We start from the raw sequence: 17,813 nt of genomic DNA on the forward strand, positions 1-17,813 counted from the left end.
AATAAAGTTGAGGTATTGTTTGTGTCAAATATATCTATCAAGCGGAGAGATGCTAATTTTTAAAAATGTAACAGGAATGTAACAATGGCTTAACTGCACTGTAATAACCCCGCCGTATTTTTGTAGCAGGAAAAATGTTGAATATTAATCAATCAGAACAAATGAGTTAGTTATGTTGGGAAAATGACTAAAGCATTTGATAGATTGCACACACAGGAATAAAACAGGAATAAAATGAGAAGAATTGTATTTTTAAGTGCATTAATAGTTGGGCTATGGTTTAGCAGCATGAAGGCACAAGCACCGGTGGATGTATCTGCCAATGTTGGGAAGGGCATTCAGTTCAAAACAGAGAATGATCTTTTTTTTCTAAAACTTACCACAAGAATCCAAACCAGATGGGACTTCAACAACACCCTGAGTTCTTCATCTGCAGCAGCAGCTTTTGACAATAAAGCCTGGGTAAAACGTTCACGTTTGAAATTTGACGGATACTTCCTTAATAAAAACCTGGTTTATAAAATTGAATATGATCTTGCTGGTGGTTATGTGAGAGATGCTTTGGTGAAATACAAAATGAATAATCTTGAGATTTGGTTTGGTCAAGGGAAACTGCCAGGTAACAGAGAACGTGTAGTATCTTCAGGTAATTTGCAGATGGTGGACCGTTCTGTTTTTAATAAATATTATACGCTTGACAGAGATGCAGGTCTGCAACTTCACCATAAATTTAAAATAGGGAATGCTATTGTATACGATCGTTGGGCCGTTAGTTCGGGTGATGGTATCGTGGATAATGATGATGCACCGGGAGTTAGTTTAACCGGAAAACTTGAGATGCTTCCAATGGGTGAGTTTAAGTCCAAGGGGCATTACAAGTCGGCTGATTTAAGTCGGGAAGAAACACCTAAGGTAGCTTTTGCAGTCTATGCAAATTATAACGTTGATGCGTATAAAGACCAAGGGCAGGTAGGTAGTATAATTGGTGGAGAGGCTGACTTATTAAATATCGGAGGAGACTTCGTTCTTAAATATCGCGGATACTCTTTTATGGCTGAAGCTGGTACCAGATCGGTAACTGATGATAATGAATTTATTTATGATGATAACGGAGTCGTTGCAGATGCGTACTACACAGGATATGGAGCCAATGTTCAAACTGGATATGTTTTTAAAAATAACTGGGAATTATCAGGACGTTACGCATTTACTAAGCCAAATGAGACACAGTTCAATTCTGAAATAAAAGACTTTACTTTAGGTTTAAGTAAGTATATCCTTGGTCATAATTTTAAATTGCAAGGAGATGTCACTTTCCGGGAGAAACTTGGCGACCAAAATCAGATTATTACCAGATTACAGATGGAATTCCAGTTCTAAGGCTGCGGTTGGTTATTGATAAATACGCGTCGCAAGTTCTTGGATTAGAATAATAACAATCTAAATTAATTAGAAGAAAAATGAAGAAGATATTGTTTGTACTGTTGATAGGAACCATGTTTGCTGCATGTCAGAACGGAAAAAAAGGATCCGCAGGGAGTTCAGAAAAAGCTTCAAGTATATCTGCTGCAGGTGCAACTTTCCCAATGCCTTATTACAACATGGTTATTAAAAATTACATCAAGGAAAAAGGTGTATTGGTAACTTACGGAGGAATTGGTTCAGGAGGTGGTATCAAAAGTCTCAAGGATAAAGTAGTGGACTTTGGTGCTACGGATGCTTTTCTATCGGATGAGAAATTAACAGATATGCCCGCCGAAATAGTGCATATCCCAACATGTCTGGGAGCAGTTGTAATTGCTTATAACCTTCCAGGAGTTGAAGGGCTAAAGCTTACCAACGAGTTGCTTGAGGGTATTTTTATGGGAAAAATAACCAAGTGGAACGATAGCCGTATTAAAGCAAATAACGAAGGCCTGGCGTTACCAGACCAGACTATAACATTCGTGCATCGTTCAGACGGTAGTGGTACCACCTTTATTTTTAGTGATTATATGAGTAAAATCAGTTCTGTGTGGGCTGATCAGGTAGGTACTGGTAAATCGTTACAATGGCCTGTTGGAATGGGAGCTAAAGGTAATCCCGGTGTTGCCGGAACAATTAAGTCTACCGTGGGATCAATTGGTTATGTGGGAAGTGAGTATGCCTTGGCTCAGAAAATTCCGGTGGCTCTATTACAAAACCAAAGCGGTAATTACATCGAACCCACTATCGAATCAATTAGTGCTTCTGCTCAAGGTGCTTTGCCTGCGGATACTCGCGTAATGTTAACCGACTCTGATGATGAAAATGCTTATCCTATCAGTGGTTTTACCTGGTTAATATTATACAAAGATCAAGCTTATGATGGCAGAAGTAAAGCTCAGGCTCAGGCTACATTAGCGTTTTTGGATTGGCTGATTAGCGCAGATGCGCAGGGTGTGGCTTCCAAAGTTAATTATGCACCGCTGCCTGAAAAAGCAGCTAAACAAGCAAAAGCAATTCTTCGTTCAGTAACTTATAATGGCGAGGCTTTGTTAAACTAGACCAGCCGATATTAGAGTGGGGCTTGTAAAAAACATCAAAAATCAAGTTCACAATCGACTTGATTTTTGTTTTTTATAATTATACCCTTAAGTACTTATTTGCATTGAATCATATAAAACATGAAGAGCGATACTATCACTAAGTACGTATTACTTATTTCATCTCTCGTAATCTTATTGGTATCGGCAGGAATGGTGTACTCATTGATTGGAGATGCCGTTCCTGTGTTCGAAAAATTTGGGTGGCGTTTTATTACTTCAACCGATTGGAATCCTACCGAGGGTAGAGAAAGTTATGGAGCATTACCTTTTATCGCGGGTACTTTAAGCACTTCTTTATTAGCCTTGCTTATATGTTTGCCCATGGCATTTGCCACCTCTTTGTTTATTGCGGAATATTTCCGTAAATCTTCATTCTCATCGGTATTAGGTTCAATGGTAGATTTGTTGGCAGGAGTTCCTTCCATAGTTTATGGATTGTGGGGCTTTTATACCTTACGACCATTTATCGTTTCTATAGGTCTCGACCCGCAGGGATATGGAATATTTACTTCAGGATTAATATTGGCGATCATGATTATTCCATATGCCACTTCAATTAGCAGCGAGATCATTAGTATGGTGCCAAATGAGCTAAAGGAAGCGGCTTATTCTTTAGGAGCAACCAGGTTAGAGGTTATTAAATATGTGGTTTTACCGAATGCGCGTTCGGGAATTGTTGCCAGTTTCATACTGGCTTTTGGCAGAGCATTGGGAGAAACCATGGCAGTAACTATGTTAATTGGTAACGCCAATATTATTCCCACGGGTTTGTTTAGCACCGGGAATAGTATGGCTAGTGTAATTGCCAATCAATTTGGTGAGGCAGATGGGTTAAAAATGAGTGCATTAATTGCTATTGGATTATTGCTATTTGTAATTACGGGCATCATCAATGCAGTTGGTAAGTTAGTGATTAAAAAAATGTCCTGATAAGAATAGCATGGGAACAGAAAATAATACCGTTAAATTAAAAGATAATAGCCGTTATCGAAACTTAAAAGATAAGTTGTTCTTGGCAGGCGTTATAGTGGTATCAATTATTACAATATCTCCGATTGTATTGATTATAGGCAAACTTGTATGGAAAGGGATAGCGCAAATTAATTTCTCTTTTTTTACAGAAATTACCCCAAGTACCTATGAAGCAATGACTGCTGTTGCAAACAATGAAATTATACCCGGAGGTATAGTGAACGGTATTACAGGTACGCTGCTCATTGTAGGAATAGCTTCGTTAATGGCCATACCCATAGGCATACTTATTGGTTTATTTTTATTTGAAAACGGACAAAAAACTTACGCAACCCTGATTCGTAATTTATCCGATATATTACAAGGGGTTCCCTCTATTGTTTTAGGTTTAATAGCATACCTATGGATTGTAAAAGGTATAACCCATGGTTATTCGGCACTGGCAGGTAGTGTAGCTTTAGCTATAATGATGCTTCCTTTAATTATTCGTTCCACCGAGGAAACCATGAAAATGATTCCCGGAACATTAAAAGAAGCAGGGTTGGCATTGGGCGTACCCTATTACAAGGTTATACTTAGGGTATTAATTCCCAGTGGTTTCAGCGGATTGTCAACAGGTATCCTCTTAGCCATATCCAGAATACTGGGCGAAACGGCGCCTTTGATGCTGACCGCGCTGGGAAACCCATTGATCAACTGGGACGCTACCGCCCCAACAAGTGCAGTGCCATTATTAATTTGGGACTTTTACAACGATCCCAATATGGTTAATCTAATATGGAGCTCATCCTTATTTTTGATGGGTTTTGTATTAACCCTGAACATTATCTCTAAAAGAATAATCGCCAAACGATAAAAGGTAAAAGAAACATAAAACGAGCCATAAAATAAATGCTAATTTCCTGAGCCCATTGGAAACAAAATGATACGAATGAATAAAAATATAGACATAATAGAAAATCCGGTCTTGAAGGTCGATAAACTACATATAGCCTATAACAAATCGGATAAATATGCGGTTAAGGATGTTAATGTCACCATTAAAAAAAATACCATTACTGCTATTATGGGACCATCGGGATGCGGGAAAAGTACCATGCTGCGTGCAATAAACCGTATGCATGAGTTATATCCTGATATCAAAACAGAAGGTGATATTTACCTGAATGAAGAAAATATCATGAAGATGTCGCCTATACACCTCCGTAGAAAAATAGGAATGGTTTTTCAACGTCCGAATCCATTTCCTACCATGAGCATATATGATAATGTTATTGCAGGTTATAAGCTTAATGGTATTCGTATAAAAAAAAGTGCAAGAGACCAGATTGTTGAAGATTCGTTACGCAGTGTGGCCTTGTGGGATGAAGTAAAAGATTCATTGCATAAAAAGGGTACCTTCTTATCAGGAGGACAGCAACAACGTTTATGTATTGCCCGTGCAATAGCCTTTAAACCTGATGTGATTTTATTAGATGAGCCTACATCTGCACTAGACCCAATAGCAACGTCGAAAGTTGAAGACCTTTTAATACAACTGAAGAAAAATTATACCATTGTGATGGTAACACATAACATGTCGCAGGCAGCACGTATTTCAGAGTATTCTATGTTTATGTATCTCGGCGATTTGGTTGAATATGGCAAAACCAAGATGATGTTTACCAACCCCCGAGACAAAAAAACAGAAGAATATTTAACGGGTAAATTTGGTTGATTTTATTGTACAATTGATAATTAAAGACTTAAGCCAAAAAAACAATGATACAAAAAGAAAAGGCAATAAAAGAAATACAGGATAGTTTTAAAGACTATTCTAACCTGATGATTCAGCAGCTTAGTGAGTTAGAGAATATTGTGCAAAGTGGGTCCAACTCCATCTCAGATAAGGAAATTAAAAAGATTGAGATCGCCGAAAAGCAGCTGAATAAATATGAGGTAAAAATTAGTGAGAAAATAATTAGCACCATCAGTTTACATCACCCTGTTGCATCCGAGTTACGCGGATTAATGGCCTGTTACCGCATCGTAATTAGTATGGAACGTATTGGAGATTTAGTAAAGGATATTGTATTCTTCATCAGAAAAATCGAAGATACTAAGTTATACGAAGAACTTTCGGATGTGATATTTAATATGATTACATCAAGTAGTGGAATGGTTGAAAAGGCATTGCTTTCATTTATCAATGAGGACAGAGACTCGGCAATATGGACTATAAAAAATGACGAGGTAATTGATGAGATGAATAAGAAGCTGATGAAGAAGGGAATAAAAAAAGCTAACCTTCAGGAAGAAGCACGGGAGGTTCTTTTGCATTTAATCAACTTTAAGAGCGTTATTTCGAAGATTGAACGAATAGGGGATCACGCCGGTCATATTGCAGAGGCATCAATTTTTGCCCAGGAGGGAAGGGATATTCGCCATCAAAACGTGGATGAAAAATAATTTTTTTGGATTTTCTCGTATATTCGTGCAAACTCCAAAATTTATGACACAGGAAAGTAAACGTATTTTAATTGTTGACGACGAGGAAGATCTTTGCGAAATATTGCAGTTTAATCTTGAAAGTGAGGGTTATATAACCGAGATAGCATACTCTGCCGAAGAGGCCTTAGGAAAAGACTTAAAGTCATTCGACCTGCTGTTGCTAGATGTGATGATGGGCAAAATGTCGGGTTTTAAACTGATAGACACTATTCGTAAAGAATTAAAGATTAAAGTGCCGGTTATATTTTTAACCGCCAAAAGTACTGAAAATGATTTATTAACAGGATTTAATCTTGGTGCAGATGATTATATCAGTAAACCTTATTCGTTAAAGGAACTGATTGCAAGGGTTAAAGTGGTACTCAGACGAAATGCTGGCGTTGATAATGCTGTTGATAAAAAAATCATTAAGGTTGAAAATATGGTTTTAGATCTTAATAAGAAAAATTTCACCATAATGGACAACCGAATAGAGCTAACTCGTAAAGAGTTTGAAATATTAAAGTTGTTTTTCGAAAACCAAACCAAGGTGTTTTCGAGAGATGAGATATTGCATCAGATTTGGGGGTACGATGTTGTTGTAACAGACCGAACCGTTGATGTTAATATTACACGACTTAGAAAAAAGATAGGACCGTATGGAGAATATCTAAAAAACCGTCCCGGCTTGGGATATTATTTTGAAGTTTAACGTTTAATAAAACCTGGTCATGTCATTTAATTTTAATTACAAGAGAAAATTGTTTCTATACTATTTCTCTATATTTTTTATTATCACATCATCATTTATTGCATTTCAGTTTAACAGGGAAAAGCACTTCAGGATTGCACAATTAGAGAATACTTTAAATACAATAACCGATTTAACCAGCAACTATATTAGCAAAAATAACCTGCTAAGTAATAATAATATCTCATTATTAGACTCCTTAGTACAAATTATTCCGGCAGAAGATACCCGAATCACAATAATCGACCTAAAAGGTAATGTGTTGTTCGATAGTTTTGTTGAAGACTATGATGGAATGGAAAACCATCTGCAGCGTTCAGAGGTCCAGAAAGCCAAATACTCAGACGAAGGTAAAGGTTCCAATATCCGAAGGTCGGTTACTACAGGTCAGGAGTTTTATTATTATGCGCGTAATTACAATGATTTTTTTGTTAGAGTAGCCGTAGTGTACGATATTAAGGTGCAGAACTTTTTGAAAGCAGAAAGGCTATTCTTATTCTTTATCGCATTTATATTTATTGTAACCTGGTTTATCCTTTCGTATGTAACCCGCAAAATGAGCGAGAGTATCACGAAATTAAAGGATTTTGCTGTGCAGCTTCGACAAAATAAGCCGGTTTACGAAGATTATGAGTTTCCTCAAAACGAATTAGGGGTGATTAGCAAACAGATTATCTCGATGTATAAAAAACTTACTCAAACCACAAATGCGTTGAGCCTGGAAAAAGAAAAGTTGATTAAACACCTATTTGTACTGAATGAGGGGGTTGGATTCTTTTCTCCGGATAAGAAGGTGGTTTTAACTAACACTCACTTTGTTCAGTACCTCAATTTAATCGCAGAAAAGTCTTCTATTAATCCCGAACATATATTTGAAATTGCTGATTTAAAAGATTTACAGAAGTTTTTAAAAAAACATGTTGAAAAGAAAAATTTAACCATCAATCCTCATGAGCTGCCAAGGTTGGAGTTTAAAGTTAAAAAGAGCGGATATTTCTTCGAAATTAAGTGTATTGTATTCCAGGACCAAAGTTTCGAGATTTATATTAATGATGTAACAAAACTGGAGAAACGAAGATTGCTGAAGCAACAAATGACCTCGAATATTGCACACGAGCTAAAGACTCCTGTAGCTTCTGTAAGCGGGTTCCTTGAAACTATCTTGAATAACAAGGATATGGAAGAAGATAAAAAAGATTACTTTATAGAAAAGGCTTTTCGACAATCGAACAGGCTAACTGCTTTAATTGAAGATATTGTAGTGTTAAATAGAATTGAAGAAGGGGTTGACTCTTATGAATTCGAGGAATTATCGGTTAGTAGTATAGTAAAGGATACAATTGACAATTGTGAAAACTTAATAAGGGAACATCAGCTAACTGTTAATTATAATATTGCAGAGGATGTTAAGATTAAAGGGAATAGGGCTTTAGTTTGTTCTGTATTCCAAAATTTATTGGACAATTCGATAAGCTATGCGGGCGAAGGTGTTAATATAGATATTGACATGTATCATGAGGATGATGAGTTTTACTACTTCTCAGTCATTGATAATGGTGTTGGCATTCCGGAAGAACATCTTTCTCGAATTTTTGAACGCTTCTATCGCGTTGATCCAGGTAGATCAAGAAAAATGGGAGGTACAGGACTGGGATTGGCAATTGTAAAACACGCCGTTAATATACATAAAGGTGAGGTTTCAGTAAAGAATGCCCCTAAAGGTGGTGCTGAGTTTTATATTAGTCTGCCGAAGTACTCAAGCTAATATAGGAATTAAATAATCCATATATAGGTGACTTTAACCGTCAATATGCATTAGAAATCCCGTTTCGGCATTTAACTATTCGAAACAAGTGTTTCACTGAGTTGCTTCAACTTACACCATAGCGTTGCTATGCCCCGTGTCAGCAACTCCTTGTTTTATGGAATATTAAATACTTATTGCGTACCCCTAATACATAATTTGGGTTTGAACGAGTCACCTTTTTTATCCCTGTATTAAAAAGATGGTCGGCTTTTTATGCAGCTCCGGTAATTTACCTTTCCACTGAGCAACGGTTTTTGTTTTAATGAATTCTGTTTCTAAAGTTATATCGCAAGCCACACAAACCCTGGTTTTCGTATTACAATTACTCAGGATATCCTTTAATAGGTGATTGTTTCGATAAGGTGCCTCGATGAATATTTGCGTTTGTTTTTCGCGGATAGACAGTCCTTCCAGATGCTTGATAGCTTTGGCTCTTTCTTCGGATTTAATTGGGATATAACCATGAAATGCAAAGCTCTGGCCGTTCATGCCCGAGGCCATCAACGAAAGCAGGATGGAGGATGGCCCCACCAACGGTACAACCTTCATGTTTTGTTGGTGTGCGGCAGCCACTATATCGGCACCGGGATCGGCAACTCCGGGACAACCAGCTTCAGAAATCACCCCAATATGATGGCCTTTTTTAGCGGCATTCAGGAAACTGCTTTTTTGCTGAGGAGTGGTGCGTTTATTTAATTCGTAAAAAGTAAGTTCATCAATATCAATTGATCTGTCAACCTTTTTAAGGTAGCGTCTTGCTGTGCGAATATCCTCAACAATAAAATGCTTGATTTGCTTCAGCAATATCCCAACATCTGCCGGTATTACACTGCTAATAGATGAATCTCCTAAAGTTGTGGGAATTAAATATAAGAAACCGTTCATGCTTTCAATTTTGGGCAAAAGTAGTAAAAAGGTTGCTTATTTAATCCTGGCACCATATTAGATTCATGAAGATTTATTATAAATGAGGAAATATTTAATTAACAAGGCTATCAGTTACCAAATAAGATGTATTTTTATACGGTCAATAAATAGCTGATAAAATCAAATCATAAGAAACTGCCATAACCAAGGTATTTAATTGGCAACAAGGAGGCAGCTCTGATATTTCAGGAAGCCCATTGGAAATGGTTATGGGGTTTTGCTAATTTTTTATGCGCATGAAAAAAAAATCTATTGTATCATTATTGATGCTTGTAATAATTGCTTTGGGAATAAATGCCCAATCACATAACCTTAAATACAAATTAAAAAAAGGTCAGGAATATCGTTTCTATCAAGAAACCAAGATGAATATTACACAATCTTTAGGCATCATAGAACAGGAAATAAAAAATGAATTTAAGGGCGTTACCCGGTTTACGCCAATAGGAAATGAAGGTGCAAATATTGTATTAAACGCTTCGTTTGAAACCATGATTATTAACATTGAAAGCATAATGTTCAATATTAATTACGATTCTTCGAAACCGGTTAAACCTGATGATAAGGTAGCTAATATTTATAATGGCGTTATCGGAAAAGATTTTAAAATGGTGATTACCCCTCAGGGCAACGTGGTTCGGATCGATGGTATTGACAAGTTGATAAACGATGCTGTAAATGGTATGGGAAATCTTCAGCCACAAGCAGCCTTGCAAATGAGAAAAACGCTAAACGGGCACTTTGGGGAAGAAGCACTGACCGGAAATATGGCTATGTTGCTTTCCATTTACCCTGCTGAAAGTAAAAAAGTGGGGGATACCTGGAGTACGGATACAAAATTAACCTCTGCGTTAAAAGCTAACTTAAATAATAACTGGACTTTGGCGGATGCGTCCAATAAACAATGGAAACTAAAGGGAAACGGAAGTATCACAACTTTAGGTGAGGAAGCGGAAATGAACGGGATGAAAATGAGCTTTAACCTTAAAGGAAATCAGGATTCAGAATTTGTGGTAAACCAAGAAGATGGTTGGTTTGTGAGCGGCAAACAGAACCAAAAGATTGAAGGCACGGTTTCCATGAAAGGTAATCCTCAAATGCCACAAGGAATGGAAATTCCCATGAAAGTGACTTCTTCTACTTATTTGGAGAAACGTTAATCCGTATTCAGTTACAGTTAGCAGTATGAACAACTGCTAACTGTTAACTTCGTACTGATTTACTCCGGTTTTACGTTCCCTTTTATAATCAATTTTTCTGGTTCACCAGAATAAGTGACTTTTCCTCCTGTAGAGGTTTTAGCTTCCAATTTATCGGTAGCCGTTACCCATGCAGTTCCGCCAGTAGAAGCCTTTACAAAGGTTTCCTTGCTTTCAAGTTTGTCTGCAATGTACTTACCTCCAGTATTTGTGGTCACGTCCTGATACCCGGTCTTGCCCACCAGCTCTATTTTAGAAGAAGAAAGGTTAGAGGAAACCGTTTTGGTATCGATATCTAAGATGATCGTGGAGCCAGTGCCTGCCTTTAAATCAAGGTTTTCTGCATAAATAGTGTTGTTGGCGTCGACAAAACTTCCGGTCCCCGTATGTATGGCCTTAATCGTTTTATAGGTAACATAAACCTGAACACCGACGTTTTTATATATTTTTGTCTTCAGTTTTATCTCCAGTTTTCTTCCTTTTAAATTGGTGATCACATCGGTCAACTCTCCGTTTTCGATTTCAACCTTTAAACTTTCTTTGTCGCCTTCAATCAAGGTTACGTTTATACCTTTCCCGGCATAAATTTCGTTAAAAGTTCCTATGTTGCGCTGCTGGCTTTTCCTGTCTTGCGCGAATGCTGCTGTAATGGTTCCAAACAGAACCAGGGCTAGAAATAACTTTTTCATTCTAATATAATTTTAAACTGCTTAATTGACTTTTATTTTTTTTGACACTAGTTTTTGCTTGCTAAACAAAATCCGTACCATGCGAATATATATTTTATGAAAATAATTCTTTTATTTCAGTTTCGTTCATGTTTTTAAATGGATTGTTGGAATTAATAAACGTATCTGCCAATTTAGATTTGTGTTCTTGCAATTTCATGATTTTTTCCTCAATGGTATCAATGGAAATAAACCGGTATACAAAAACGTTCTTGGTTTGACCAATTCTGTGCGCCCTGTTTATGGCTTGCGCTTCGGCTGCCGGGTTCCACCAGGGGTTGAGTAAAAACACATAATCGGCGCTAATCAGGTTTAATCCAACACCTCCCGCTTTTAAAGAAATCAGAAATACCCTGCAATCTTCCTTTTTCTCGAAATCGTCGACAACTTGCTGGCGGTTGGTCGTACTGCCTGTTAATTTGCTATATTTTATTTTCCGTGAGTTCAGCACACCTTCTATCAACTTCAAATCCTTCACAAACGAAGAAAATATTAATACTTTATGCTTTTCGTTGGTAATATTTTCCAGATTGTTGATAATAAGGTTGAATTTTCCCGACTCCCCCTGGAATTCCGGATTTACCAGCTTGGGATGGTTGGCTATTTGGCGCAAACGGGTGAGCCCTTGAAGTGCTAAAAATGTTGATTTTTCAACACCTTTATTTTCAAAAGTTTTGAGCAACTCGTTTCGGATACCGGATTTTTCCGAATCATATACCTTCTTCTGCTCTGCTGTCATGTCGCAATACAATACCTGTTCGTTGACAGGGGGCAGCTCTTTGGCTACTTTTTCCTTGGTTCTTCTGAGGACGAAAGGCTCAATTAGGTTTTGCAATTTTTCTTCCTGTTCCTCGTTATTGTTTTTTGAAATGGGCACCACAAACTGGCGTTTGAAAAATGTGAGGTTACCCAGCAAACCCTTGTTAACAAAGTTCATCTGTGCCCATAAATCTGTAAGCGAATTCTCTATTGGGGTTCCCGTTAAGACCATCTTTTTTGTGCATTCAACCTGCGATATGGCCTCGTAAATTTTTGAGTTGGGGTTTTTTATATACTGACTCTCATCAAGAATAAAATAATGAAACTTATAATGCTTTAGGTAATCAATATCGTTTCTGACCACGCCGTACGAGGTCAATACCACATGGTAATGTCGAATTATTTTTCCTATCTCTCTCGATTTCAATCTCCTGGTTCCGGAATATATGTAAATCTTTAATGTCGGCGCAAACTTCTTAAATTCGTTCAACCAGTTATGAATAAGTGAAGTTGGCATGGCAATTAAGCTGGTAGCTAGCCCACTGGTGTTAAACCCCTCTATTGTAGATGGTTCAAAAAGATTCAGCTGAGCAGGCTGTGTTGTTTCTTCTTGGAGTCCCTGGGTATCGTAAATTTTTAAAAGAAGGGCAATAATTTGCAACGTTTTACCCAAACCCATGTCATCTGCTAAAATTCCACCAAAACTATTGTCGTGCAAATAATGCATCCAATTGAAACCACGCAGTTGATAGGGGCGGAGCAAGGCGTTTAATGTGTCGGGCACCTTTTTACCATTTTCAAGGGGAATGTTTTTAGCTTCTTTGTATTTGCCGTTTGATGACTTTTCCAACAAAGTGTAATACATCCTGTTCAGCTTGACTTTACCTTTTTTTTCTTCGGCATATAATAATATATCTCCATATTTTGTGAACCATTCTTGCGGAATAATAAAAATATCGCCGTTAGGCAGCGTGTATTCGTTTTTACCAGCTAGAATAAATTTCCGGAGCTTTATAAACGGTATTTCATAGTCGCCTACTTGTACTTTCATTTGCAAGTCGAACCAATCCTGTCCTTTATCCGATTTAAAGCTGCAGCTGAATTCTCCAATAAAATAATTGTTCTCTAAATTCTTTTGAATAAACGCAATGTTATTTTCCTGCAGAGTATCCTTGTTGTTATTTAACCAATGTATAATGGTATAAATGGTATTCTCATCATCCTGCTCATTGATGGGTGAAAAGTTGGCTCCGTTTCTTGCTTTTAAACCGTTAGATATTAGTATTTTAATTATCCTATTCTCCCATTCTAGGTGTCGCTGGTACTTGGTAAATACATAATTACCCTTTTCGTTGCTCAGCTGAACCAAAGCATTAGGTTGACTATGCGACAAATATTCTTTATTGGCATATTTAAGCTTCAACACCAGGGTGGGTTGTTGTCTAATATCTTGTTCCAGAGAAAGAATGGCTGTTGGTTCTGTTTTGTCTTCTTTTATTTCAAAACCGGATGCCACAACATGGTTGTTTCTAACTGCATTCGCAACAAAGGTATCCATGTAGGTGGGTACGCTTCGTGCTTGGATTTTGATATGTTGCTTGTCGAAAAACGGCAAGAACTTTTTGCTGTCGGTATCTGGTATGCGATAAAGTTTTTCCCTTATCAGGATTGAACAAGGAGAATTTGTTATCACCACAGGTTTTTTATGGGTGATAGAAAGGTCTTCGCCCGAAAGTTTTAATTTTAAAGAGTAATCAATCCCTTGTTCCGACAAATCGAAGTAAAAAACCGGTTCTACATCTTTTTCGTACACCGATATAACATCTGTTTTATACAAATTACTGTACTTTGCATCCTTGAAATATATGGGAACATAGGGGCATTGAACCAATTTGTCGAAACAGGCATACATATATTTTTCGATATGCGGACGTACATGGTCGTTGAATTTCTTTTGGTCGAGATTGTCATAAAATAACTTGATGGTCTTCTCTTTGGAGAATATTCTAAACAAATACCTGTCACTAAGCTTTTTCATGATCTCCAATAACTCCAGTTCCTTGGCCGTGAAATTATAATCATGCACCGAAGGGTTTTCCGTATTCACCATTTCGTTTAATATTAGCGATGGTGAGTTGTCCTTATCCATTACAAAATAAGGAACCGCAAGCATTCCAAGATTTCTGTTTTCGGTTAATACAACAATAAATTTCTCCATTCGATCTGCCCTCTATTCGTGTTGTGTTTTGCAAAATAAGAGGGTAAAAATAATTCACTTGAACGAAAAAGAACCATAATATTTTGTTTTTTTACGGAAGATTAGGTTAAAATCGTACTTTAAAAACTTATTTTAAGTATTGGTGTTAACATTTTTATAACTAACACATGATTTGAATGACACATTTAATAATATATGCGCATCCATCAGAGGATAGTTTTTCGCGACAACTTGTAGATAGGATAAAACAATACTCGGAGACATTGAATACTGTTATTGTCAGAGATTTGTATGCGATGGATTTCAATCCAGTATTAAAAAAGGAAGAACTGGATAATCTGAAAAAAGGGGTTATTGCGGAGGATGTGGACAAGGAGCAGGAATATATTGAAGATGCCGATATTATTTCTGTGGTATATCCTTTGTGGTGGGCTTCTTTTCCGGCTATTTTAAAGGGATATATCGACAGGGTGTTTTCATACGGTTTTGCATATCAGGCCGGAGAAAAGGGAATTGAAGGCTTGCTGACCGGCAGGGCTGTGATTTTGCATACTTCTATGGGCAATGCCATTTCCGACGACGAAGAAGATGATTTATTGCCTAACTTAACCGTTATTCAAGGCCACGAAGTATTTGGGTTTTGCGATATGGATGTGATGCAGCACTTTTTTTACCCCGAAATTATTACTGCTACGGAAGTGGAAAAAGAAGCTTTTATACTAAATACGGTAGAGTATTACAAGGAGCTCTTTATAAGTGAGAGGAATTAGCAAATATTTTATATTTTTGCACTCTGAAATTAAAAATTAGAAAGAATGTTTGATAATCTGTCGGAAAAACTGGAGCGTTCCTTTAAGCTTTTAAAAGGGCAAGGCAAAATTACCGAAATAAATATAGCCGAAACTTTAAAAGATGTACGCAGAGCGCTCTTGAACGCTGATGTTAACTATAAAACAGCTAAAACTTTTACTGAAAAAGTAAAGGAGAAAGCACTGGGTTCTGACGTACTGAACGCGGTACAGCCAGGTCAGATGATGGTGAAGATTGTGCACGATGAGTTGGCACAGTTAATGGGTGGAGAATCGGTTGATATTAACATGAACGGTAATCCTGCTGTTATTTTGATGGCAGGTCTTCAAGGTTCGGGTAAAACAACGCATGCCGGTAAATTGGCCAATTTGCTAAAAACCAAGAAAGGTAAAAAACCATTATTAGTGGCGGGCGACGTGTACCGACCTGCCGCGATAAACCAGTTGCAGGTATTGGGAGAACAGATTGACGTACCCGTTTATACCGAGGAAGGTAACAACGATCCCGTTAAATTAGCCAAAGATGGTGTAAAGCATGCAAAAGCTAACGGACACGACGTAGTGATTGTGGATACCGCGGGGCGTTTGGCGATTGATGAGCAGATGATGAACGAGATTGCTGCTATCAAAAAAGCGGTTACCCCTGAGGAGATTTTGTTTGTGGTGGATTCCATGACGGGTCAGGATGCTGTGAATACGGCCAAGGAATTTAACGACCGTTTGAACTTTGACGGTGTAATCCTTACCAAGCTTGATGGTGATACACGAGGTGGAGCCGCACTTTCTATACGCAGTGTGGTTGAAAAACCAATTAAGTTCGTAGGTATGGGCGAGAAGATGGAAGCGCTAGATGTTTTCCATCCCAACCGTATGGCCGACCGTATTTTGGGTATGGGTGATATCGTATCACTTGTGGAACGGGCGCAGGAGCAGTTTGATGCGGAGGAAGCCCGTAAGCTTCAAAAGAAAATCGCCAAAAACCAGTTTAGCTTTAACGACTTCTTAAGCCAGATACAGCAAATCAAAAAGATGGGTAACCTGAAAGATTTGGCTGGAATGATCCCGGGTATGGGCAAGGCACTTAAAAACATGGACTTTGATGATGATGCTTTCAAAGGAATCGAAGCAATCATTTACTCAATGACACCGAATGAACGCGAAAACCCTCAGATACTGAATGGCAGCCGCCGTAAAAGAATTGCCAACGGTAGCGGTACCAACATTCAGGAAGTAAACAGGCTGATCAAGCAATTTGAAGATACACGCAAAGTAATGCGGATGATGACCCAGGGAAAAAACATGGGACGTATGATGCAAAATATGCCATTCGGAAGACGGTAATACGTTAACACAGACAGTTCTTAGTATTTGCAGAACTTAACAGTTTAGGTTCTTCCCTTTTTGCCAAAGTAAAAGGGGAAGAACTCCACAGTAGACGGATAGATGGGGATTTGAAATACCTATATGGTCAACCTCTTTTTTAAGTTAAAGTGACCAATATCAGGTTATCTTATATCCAGCAACAAAATATGAACAACATAAAAATCGAAAATGCAAATAATCGACGGAAAAGCGACATCGCAAAAAGTAAAAGATGAAATTGCAGCAGAAGTTGCTGTCATAAATTCTAACGGAGGAAAAGTGCCTCACCTGGCCGCCATACTCGTTGGCCATGATGGGGGCAGCGAAACCTATGTTGCAGCCAAAATTAAAGCATGCGAATATGTCGGTTTTAAGTCGTCTCTAATCAGATTTGAAGATGATGTTACAGAGGAGGAGTTGTTGGCCAAAGTAGAAGAATTAAATAACGATGCGGATATCGACGGTTTTATCGTTCAGCTGCCATTACCTAAGCATATTTCCGAACAAAAAGTTACTGATGCAGTGGATTACCGTAAAGATGTGGATGGTTTCCATCCTCAAAATGTGGGTAGGATGAGTATTGGCTCCCCTGCATTTGTTTCTGCCACACCACAAGGTATCATGGAGCTGATAAAACGTTACGAAATTGAAACATCAGGTAAGCATGTGGTAGTAATTGGCAGAAGCAATATTGTGGGTCGTCCAATGAGTATTCTGCTTTCTCAAAAAGGTTATCCCGGGGATGCAACGGTAACGGTTTGTCATAGCCGAACTGCCAACTTAAAAGAAGTGTGCCAGTCAGCGGATATTATTATCGCCGCAATCGGTTCTCCTGAGTTTGTTAAAAAAGATATGGTGAAGGAAGGTGCTGTGGTAATTGATGTGGGAACAACTCGTGTGAAGAGCGACAAAACTAAATCGGGCTGGAAATTAAAAGGGGACGTGGCCTACGATGAAGTGGCTCCCAAATGCAGTTGGATTACACCGGTTCCCGGTGGTGTTGGGCCCATGACTATTGCATCCTTGCTGCAAAACACCCTAAAAGCATCCAAAAAGGAGATTTACTAGTGTTTGAAACCCGTCATAAGTAACTACCATTAATATAAAAATATGAAAGCCTTTCCGGAATTTATTCTTGGAAAGGCTTTTTTATTTTTATTCTTCTCGATAAAAAACGTTTCTTTTCTTTTATTAACCACTTCATTTATATACCTTAAGTAAGTGTTTGTTTTTTCTCGATACGTT

General features: G+C 37.9%; 15 protein-coding genes. 12 read left to right on the forward strand and 3 right to left on the reverse strand.

Features of this window, described 5'->3' with window-relative positions; all coding sequences use genetic code 11:
- The first annotated feature begins 234 nt into the window (after positions 1-234).
- From ACRD64_RS07670 to ACRD64_RS07705, 8 genes are all read left to right on the forward strand, one after another.
- The gene (locus ACRD64_RS07670; protein WP_430932698.1) at positions 235-1,380 is read left to right on the forward strand and encodes a hypothetical protein; all 1,146 of its coding nucleotides are present in this window, start codon (positions 235-237) and stop codon (positions 1,378-1,380) included.
- Positions 1,381-1,460: 80 nt separating this feature from the next.
- Complete coding sequence (gene pstS, locus ACRD64_RS07675) at positions 1,461-2,525, forward strand: phosphate ABC transporter substrate-binding protein PstS (RefSeq protein WP_430932699.1); 1,065 nt, start codon at positions 1,461-1,463, stop codon at positions 2,523-2,525.
- A 120-nt stretch (positions 2,526-2,645) separates the two neighbouring features.
- Complete coding sequence (gene pstC / locus ACRD64_RS07680) at positions 2,646-3,497, forward strand: phosphate ABC transporter permease subunit PstC (protein WP_430932700.1); 852 nt, start codon at positions 2,646-2,648, stop codon at positions 3,495-3,497.
- Positions 3,498-3,507: 10 nt separating this feature from the next.
- Positions 3,508-4,395: a phosphate ABC transporter permease PstA gene (gene pstA, locus ACRD64_RS07685; RefSeq protein ID WP_430932701.1), complete on the forward strand. Its 888-nt coding sequence runs from the start codon at positions 3,508-3,510 to the stop codon at positions 4,393-4,395.
- Between the two features lie 75 nt (positions 4,396-4,470).
- The gene (gene pstB, locus ACRD64_RS07690) at positions 4,471-5,256 is read left to right on the forward strand and encodes a phosphate ABC transporter ATP-binding protein PstB (RefSeq protein ID WP_430932702.1); all 786 of its coding nucleotides are present in this window, start codon (positions 4,471-4,473) and stop codon (positions 5,254-5,256) included.
- 44 nt (positions 5,257-5,300) lie between these two features.
- Complete coding sequence (locus ACRD64_RS07695; RefSeq protein ID WP_430932704.1) at positions 5,301-5,987, forward strand: phosphate signaling complex PhoU family protein; 687 nt, start codon at positions 5,301-5,303, stop codon at positions 5,985-5,987.
- A gap of 43 nt (positions 5,988-6,030) precedes the next feature.
- Complete coding sequence (locus ACRD64_RS07700; RefSeq protein WP_430932705.1) at positions 6,031-6,720, forward strand: response regulator transcription factor; 690 nt, start codon at positions 6,031-6,033, stop codon at positions 6,718-6,720.
- 19 nt (positions 6,721-6,739) lie between these two features.
- Positions 6,740-8,524, forward strand: coding sequence for an ATP-binding protein (locus ACRD64_RS07705; protein ID WP_430932706.1), 1,785 nt, complete (start codon positions 6,740-6,742; stop codon positions 8,522-8,524).
- A 222-nt stretch (positions 8,525-8,746) separates the two neighbouring features.
- Here ACRD64_RS07705 and ACRD64_RS07710 read toward each other — a convergent pair whose 3' ends face one another.
- Positions 8,747-9,451: an SAM-dependent methyltransferase gene (locus tag ACRD64_RS07710; RefSeq protein ID WP_430932707.1), complete on the reverse strand. Its 705-nt coding sequence runs from the start codon at positions 9,449-9,451 to the stop codon at positions 8,747-8,749.
- Positions 9,452-9,729: 278 nt separating this feature from the next.
- Here ACRD64_RS07710 and ACRD64_RS07715 point away from each other — a divergent pair, with 278 nt between their 5' ends.
- On the forward strand, positions 9,730-10,653 hold the full coding sequence (locus ACRD64_RS07715; RefSeq protein WP_430932708.1) for a DUF6263 family protein: 924 nt from the start codon (positions 9,730-9,732) through the stop codon (positions 10,651-10,653).
- A 59-nt stretch (positions 10,654-10,712) separates the two neighbouring features.
- On the opposite strand, the gene ACRD64_RS07720 is transcribed toward ACRD64_RS07715, so the two are convergent.
- On the reverse strand, positions 10,713-11,381 hold the full coding sequence (locus ACRD64_RS07720; protein WP_430932709.1) for a head GIN domain-containing protein: 669 nt from the start codon (positions 11,379-11,381) through the stop codon (positions 10,713-10,715).
- A 94-nt stretch (positions 11,382-11,475) separates the two neighbouring features.
- Complete coding sequence (locus ACRD64_RS07725; RefSeq protein ID WP_430932710.1) at positions 11,476-14,397, reverse strand: SNF2-related protein; 2,922 nt, start codon at positions 14,395-14,397, stop codon at positions 11,476-11,478.
- Positions 14,398-14,573: 176 nt separating this feature from the next.
- Here ACRD64_RS07725 and ACRD64_RS07730 point away from each other — a divergent pair, with 176 nt between their 5' ends.
- From ACRD64_RS07730 to folD, 3 genes are all read left to right on the forward strand, one after another.
- Positions 14,574-15,167 carry an NAD(P)H-dependent oxidoreductase gene (locus ACRD64_RS07730; RefSeq protein ID WP_430932711.1) on the forward strand — a complete coding sequence of 198 codons (594 nt, stop codon included), beginning with the start codon at positions 14,574-14,576 and terminating at the stop codon, positions 15,165-15,167.
- Positions 15,168-15,212: 45 nt separating this feature from the next.
- Entirely contained in the window at positions 15,213-16,547 is a 1,335-nt protein-coding gene (gene ffh, locus ACRD64_RS07735; protein WP_430932712.1) for a signal recognition particle protein, read from the forward strand.
- Between the two features lie 210 nt (positions 16,548-16,757).
- Positions 16,758-17,636, forward strand: a complete 879-nt coding sequence (folD, locus tag ACRD64_RS07740) for a bifunctional methylenetetrahydrofolate dehydrogenase/methenyltetrahydrofolate cyclohydrolase FolD (protein WP_430932714.1) — start codon at positions 16,758-16,760, stop codon at positions 17,634-17,636.
- Positions 17,637-17,813 lie beyond the last annotated feature (177 nt).

Origin of the sequence: Saccharicrinis sp. 156, from assembly GCF_050589685.1 — a bacterium.
Classification (GTDB): domain Bacteria; phylum Bacteroidota; class Bacteroidia; order Bacteroidales; family Marinilabiliaceae; genus Saccharicrinis.

What these genes read in the sequence shown, in the direction of transcription:
- ACRD64_RS07670 (WP_430932698.1), top strand. Translation starts at nt 235, where the DNA reads ATGAGAAGAATTGTATTTTTAAGTGCATTAATAGTTGGGCTATGGTTT.
- pstS (WP_430932699.1), top strand. Translation starts at nt 1,461, where the DNA reads ATGAAGAAGATATTGTTTGTACTGTTGATAGGAACCATGTTTGCTGCA.
- pstC (WP_430932700.1), top strand. Translation starts at nt 2,646, where the DNA reads ATGAAGAGCGATACTATCACTAAGTACGTATTACTTATTTCATCTCTC.
- pstA (WP_430932701.1), top strand. Translation starts at nt 3,508, where the DNA reads ATGGGAACAGAAAATAATACCGTTAAATTAAAAGATAATAGCCGTTAT.
- pstB (WP_430932702.1), top strand. Translation starts at nt 4,471, where the DNA reads ATGAATAAAAATATAGACATAATAGAAAATCCGGTCTTGAAGGTCGAT.
- ACRD64_RS07695 (WP_430932704.1), top strand. Translation starts at nt 5,301, where the DNA reads ATGATACAAAAAGAAAAGGCAATAAAAGAAATACAGGATAGTTTTAAA.
- ACRD64_RS07700 (WP_430932705.1), top strand. Translation starts at nt 6,031, where the DNA reads ATGACACAGGAAAGTAAACGTATTTTAATTGTTGACGACGAGGAAGAT.
- ACRD64_RS07705 (WP_430932706.1), top strand. Translation starts at nt 6,740, where the DNA reads ATGTCATTTAATTTTAATTACAAGAGAAAATTGTTTCTATACTATTTC.
- ACRD64_RS07710 (WP_430932707.1), bottom strand. Translation starts at nt 9,451, where the DNA reads ATGAACGGTTTCTTATATTTAATTCCCACAACTTTAGGAGATTCATCT.
- ACRD64_RS07715 (WP_430932708.1), top strand. Translation starts at nt 9,730, where the DNA reads ATGAAAAAAAAATCTATTGTATCATTATTGATGCTTGTAATAATTGCT.
- ACRD64_RS07720 (WP_430932709.1), bottom strand. Translation starts at nt 11,381, where the DNA reads ATGAAAAAGTTATTTCTAGCCCTGGTTCTGTTTGGAACCATTACAGCA.
- ACRD64_RS07725 (WP_430932710.1), bottom strand. Translation starts at nt 14,397, where the DNA reads ATGGAGAAATTTATTGTTGTATTAACCGAAAACAGAAATCTTGGAATG.
- ACRD64_RS07730 (WP_430932711.1), top strand. Translation starts at nt 14,574, where the DNA reads ATGACACATTTAATAATATATGCGCATCCATCAGAGGATAGTTTTTCG.
- ffh (WP_430932712.1), top strand. Translation starts at nt 15,213, where the DNA reads ATGTTTGATAATCTGTCGGAAAAACTGGAGCGTTCCTTTAAGCTTTTA.
- folD (WP_430932714.1), top strand. Translation starts at nt 16,758, where the DNA reads ATGCAAATAATCGACGGAAAAGCGACATCGCAAAAAGTAAAAGATGAA.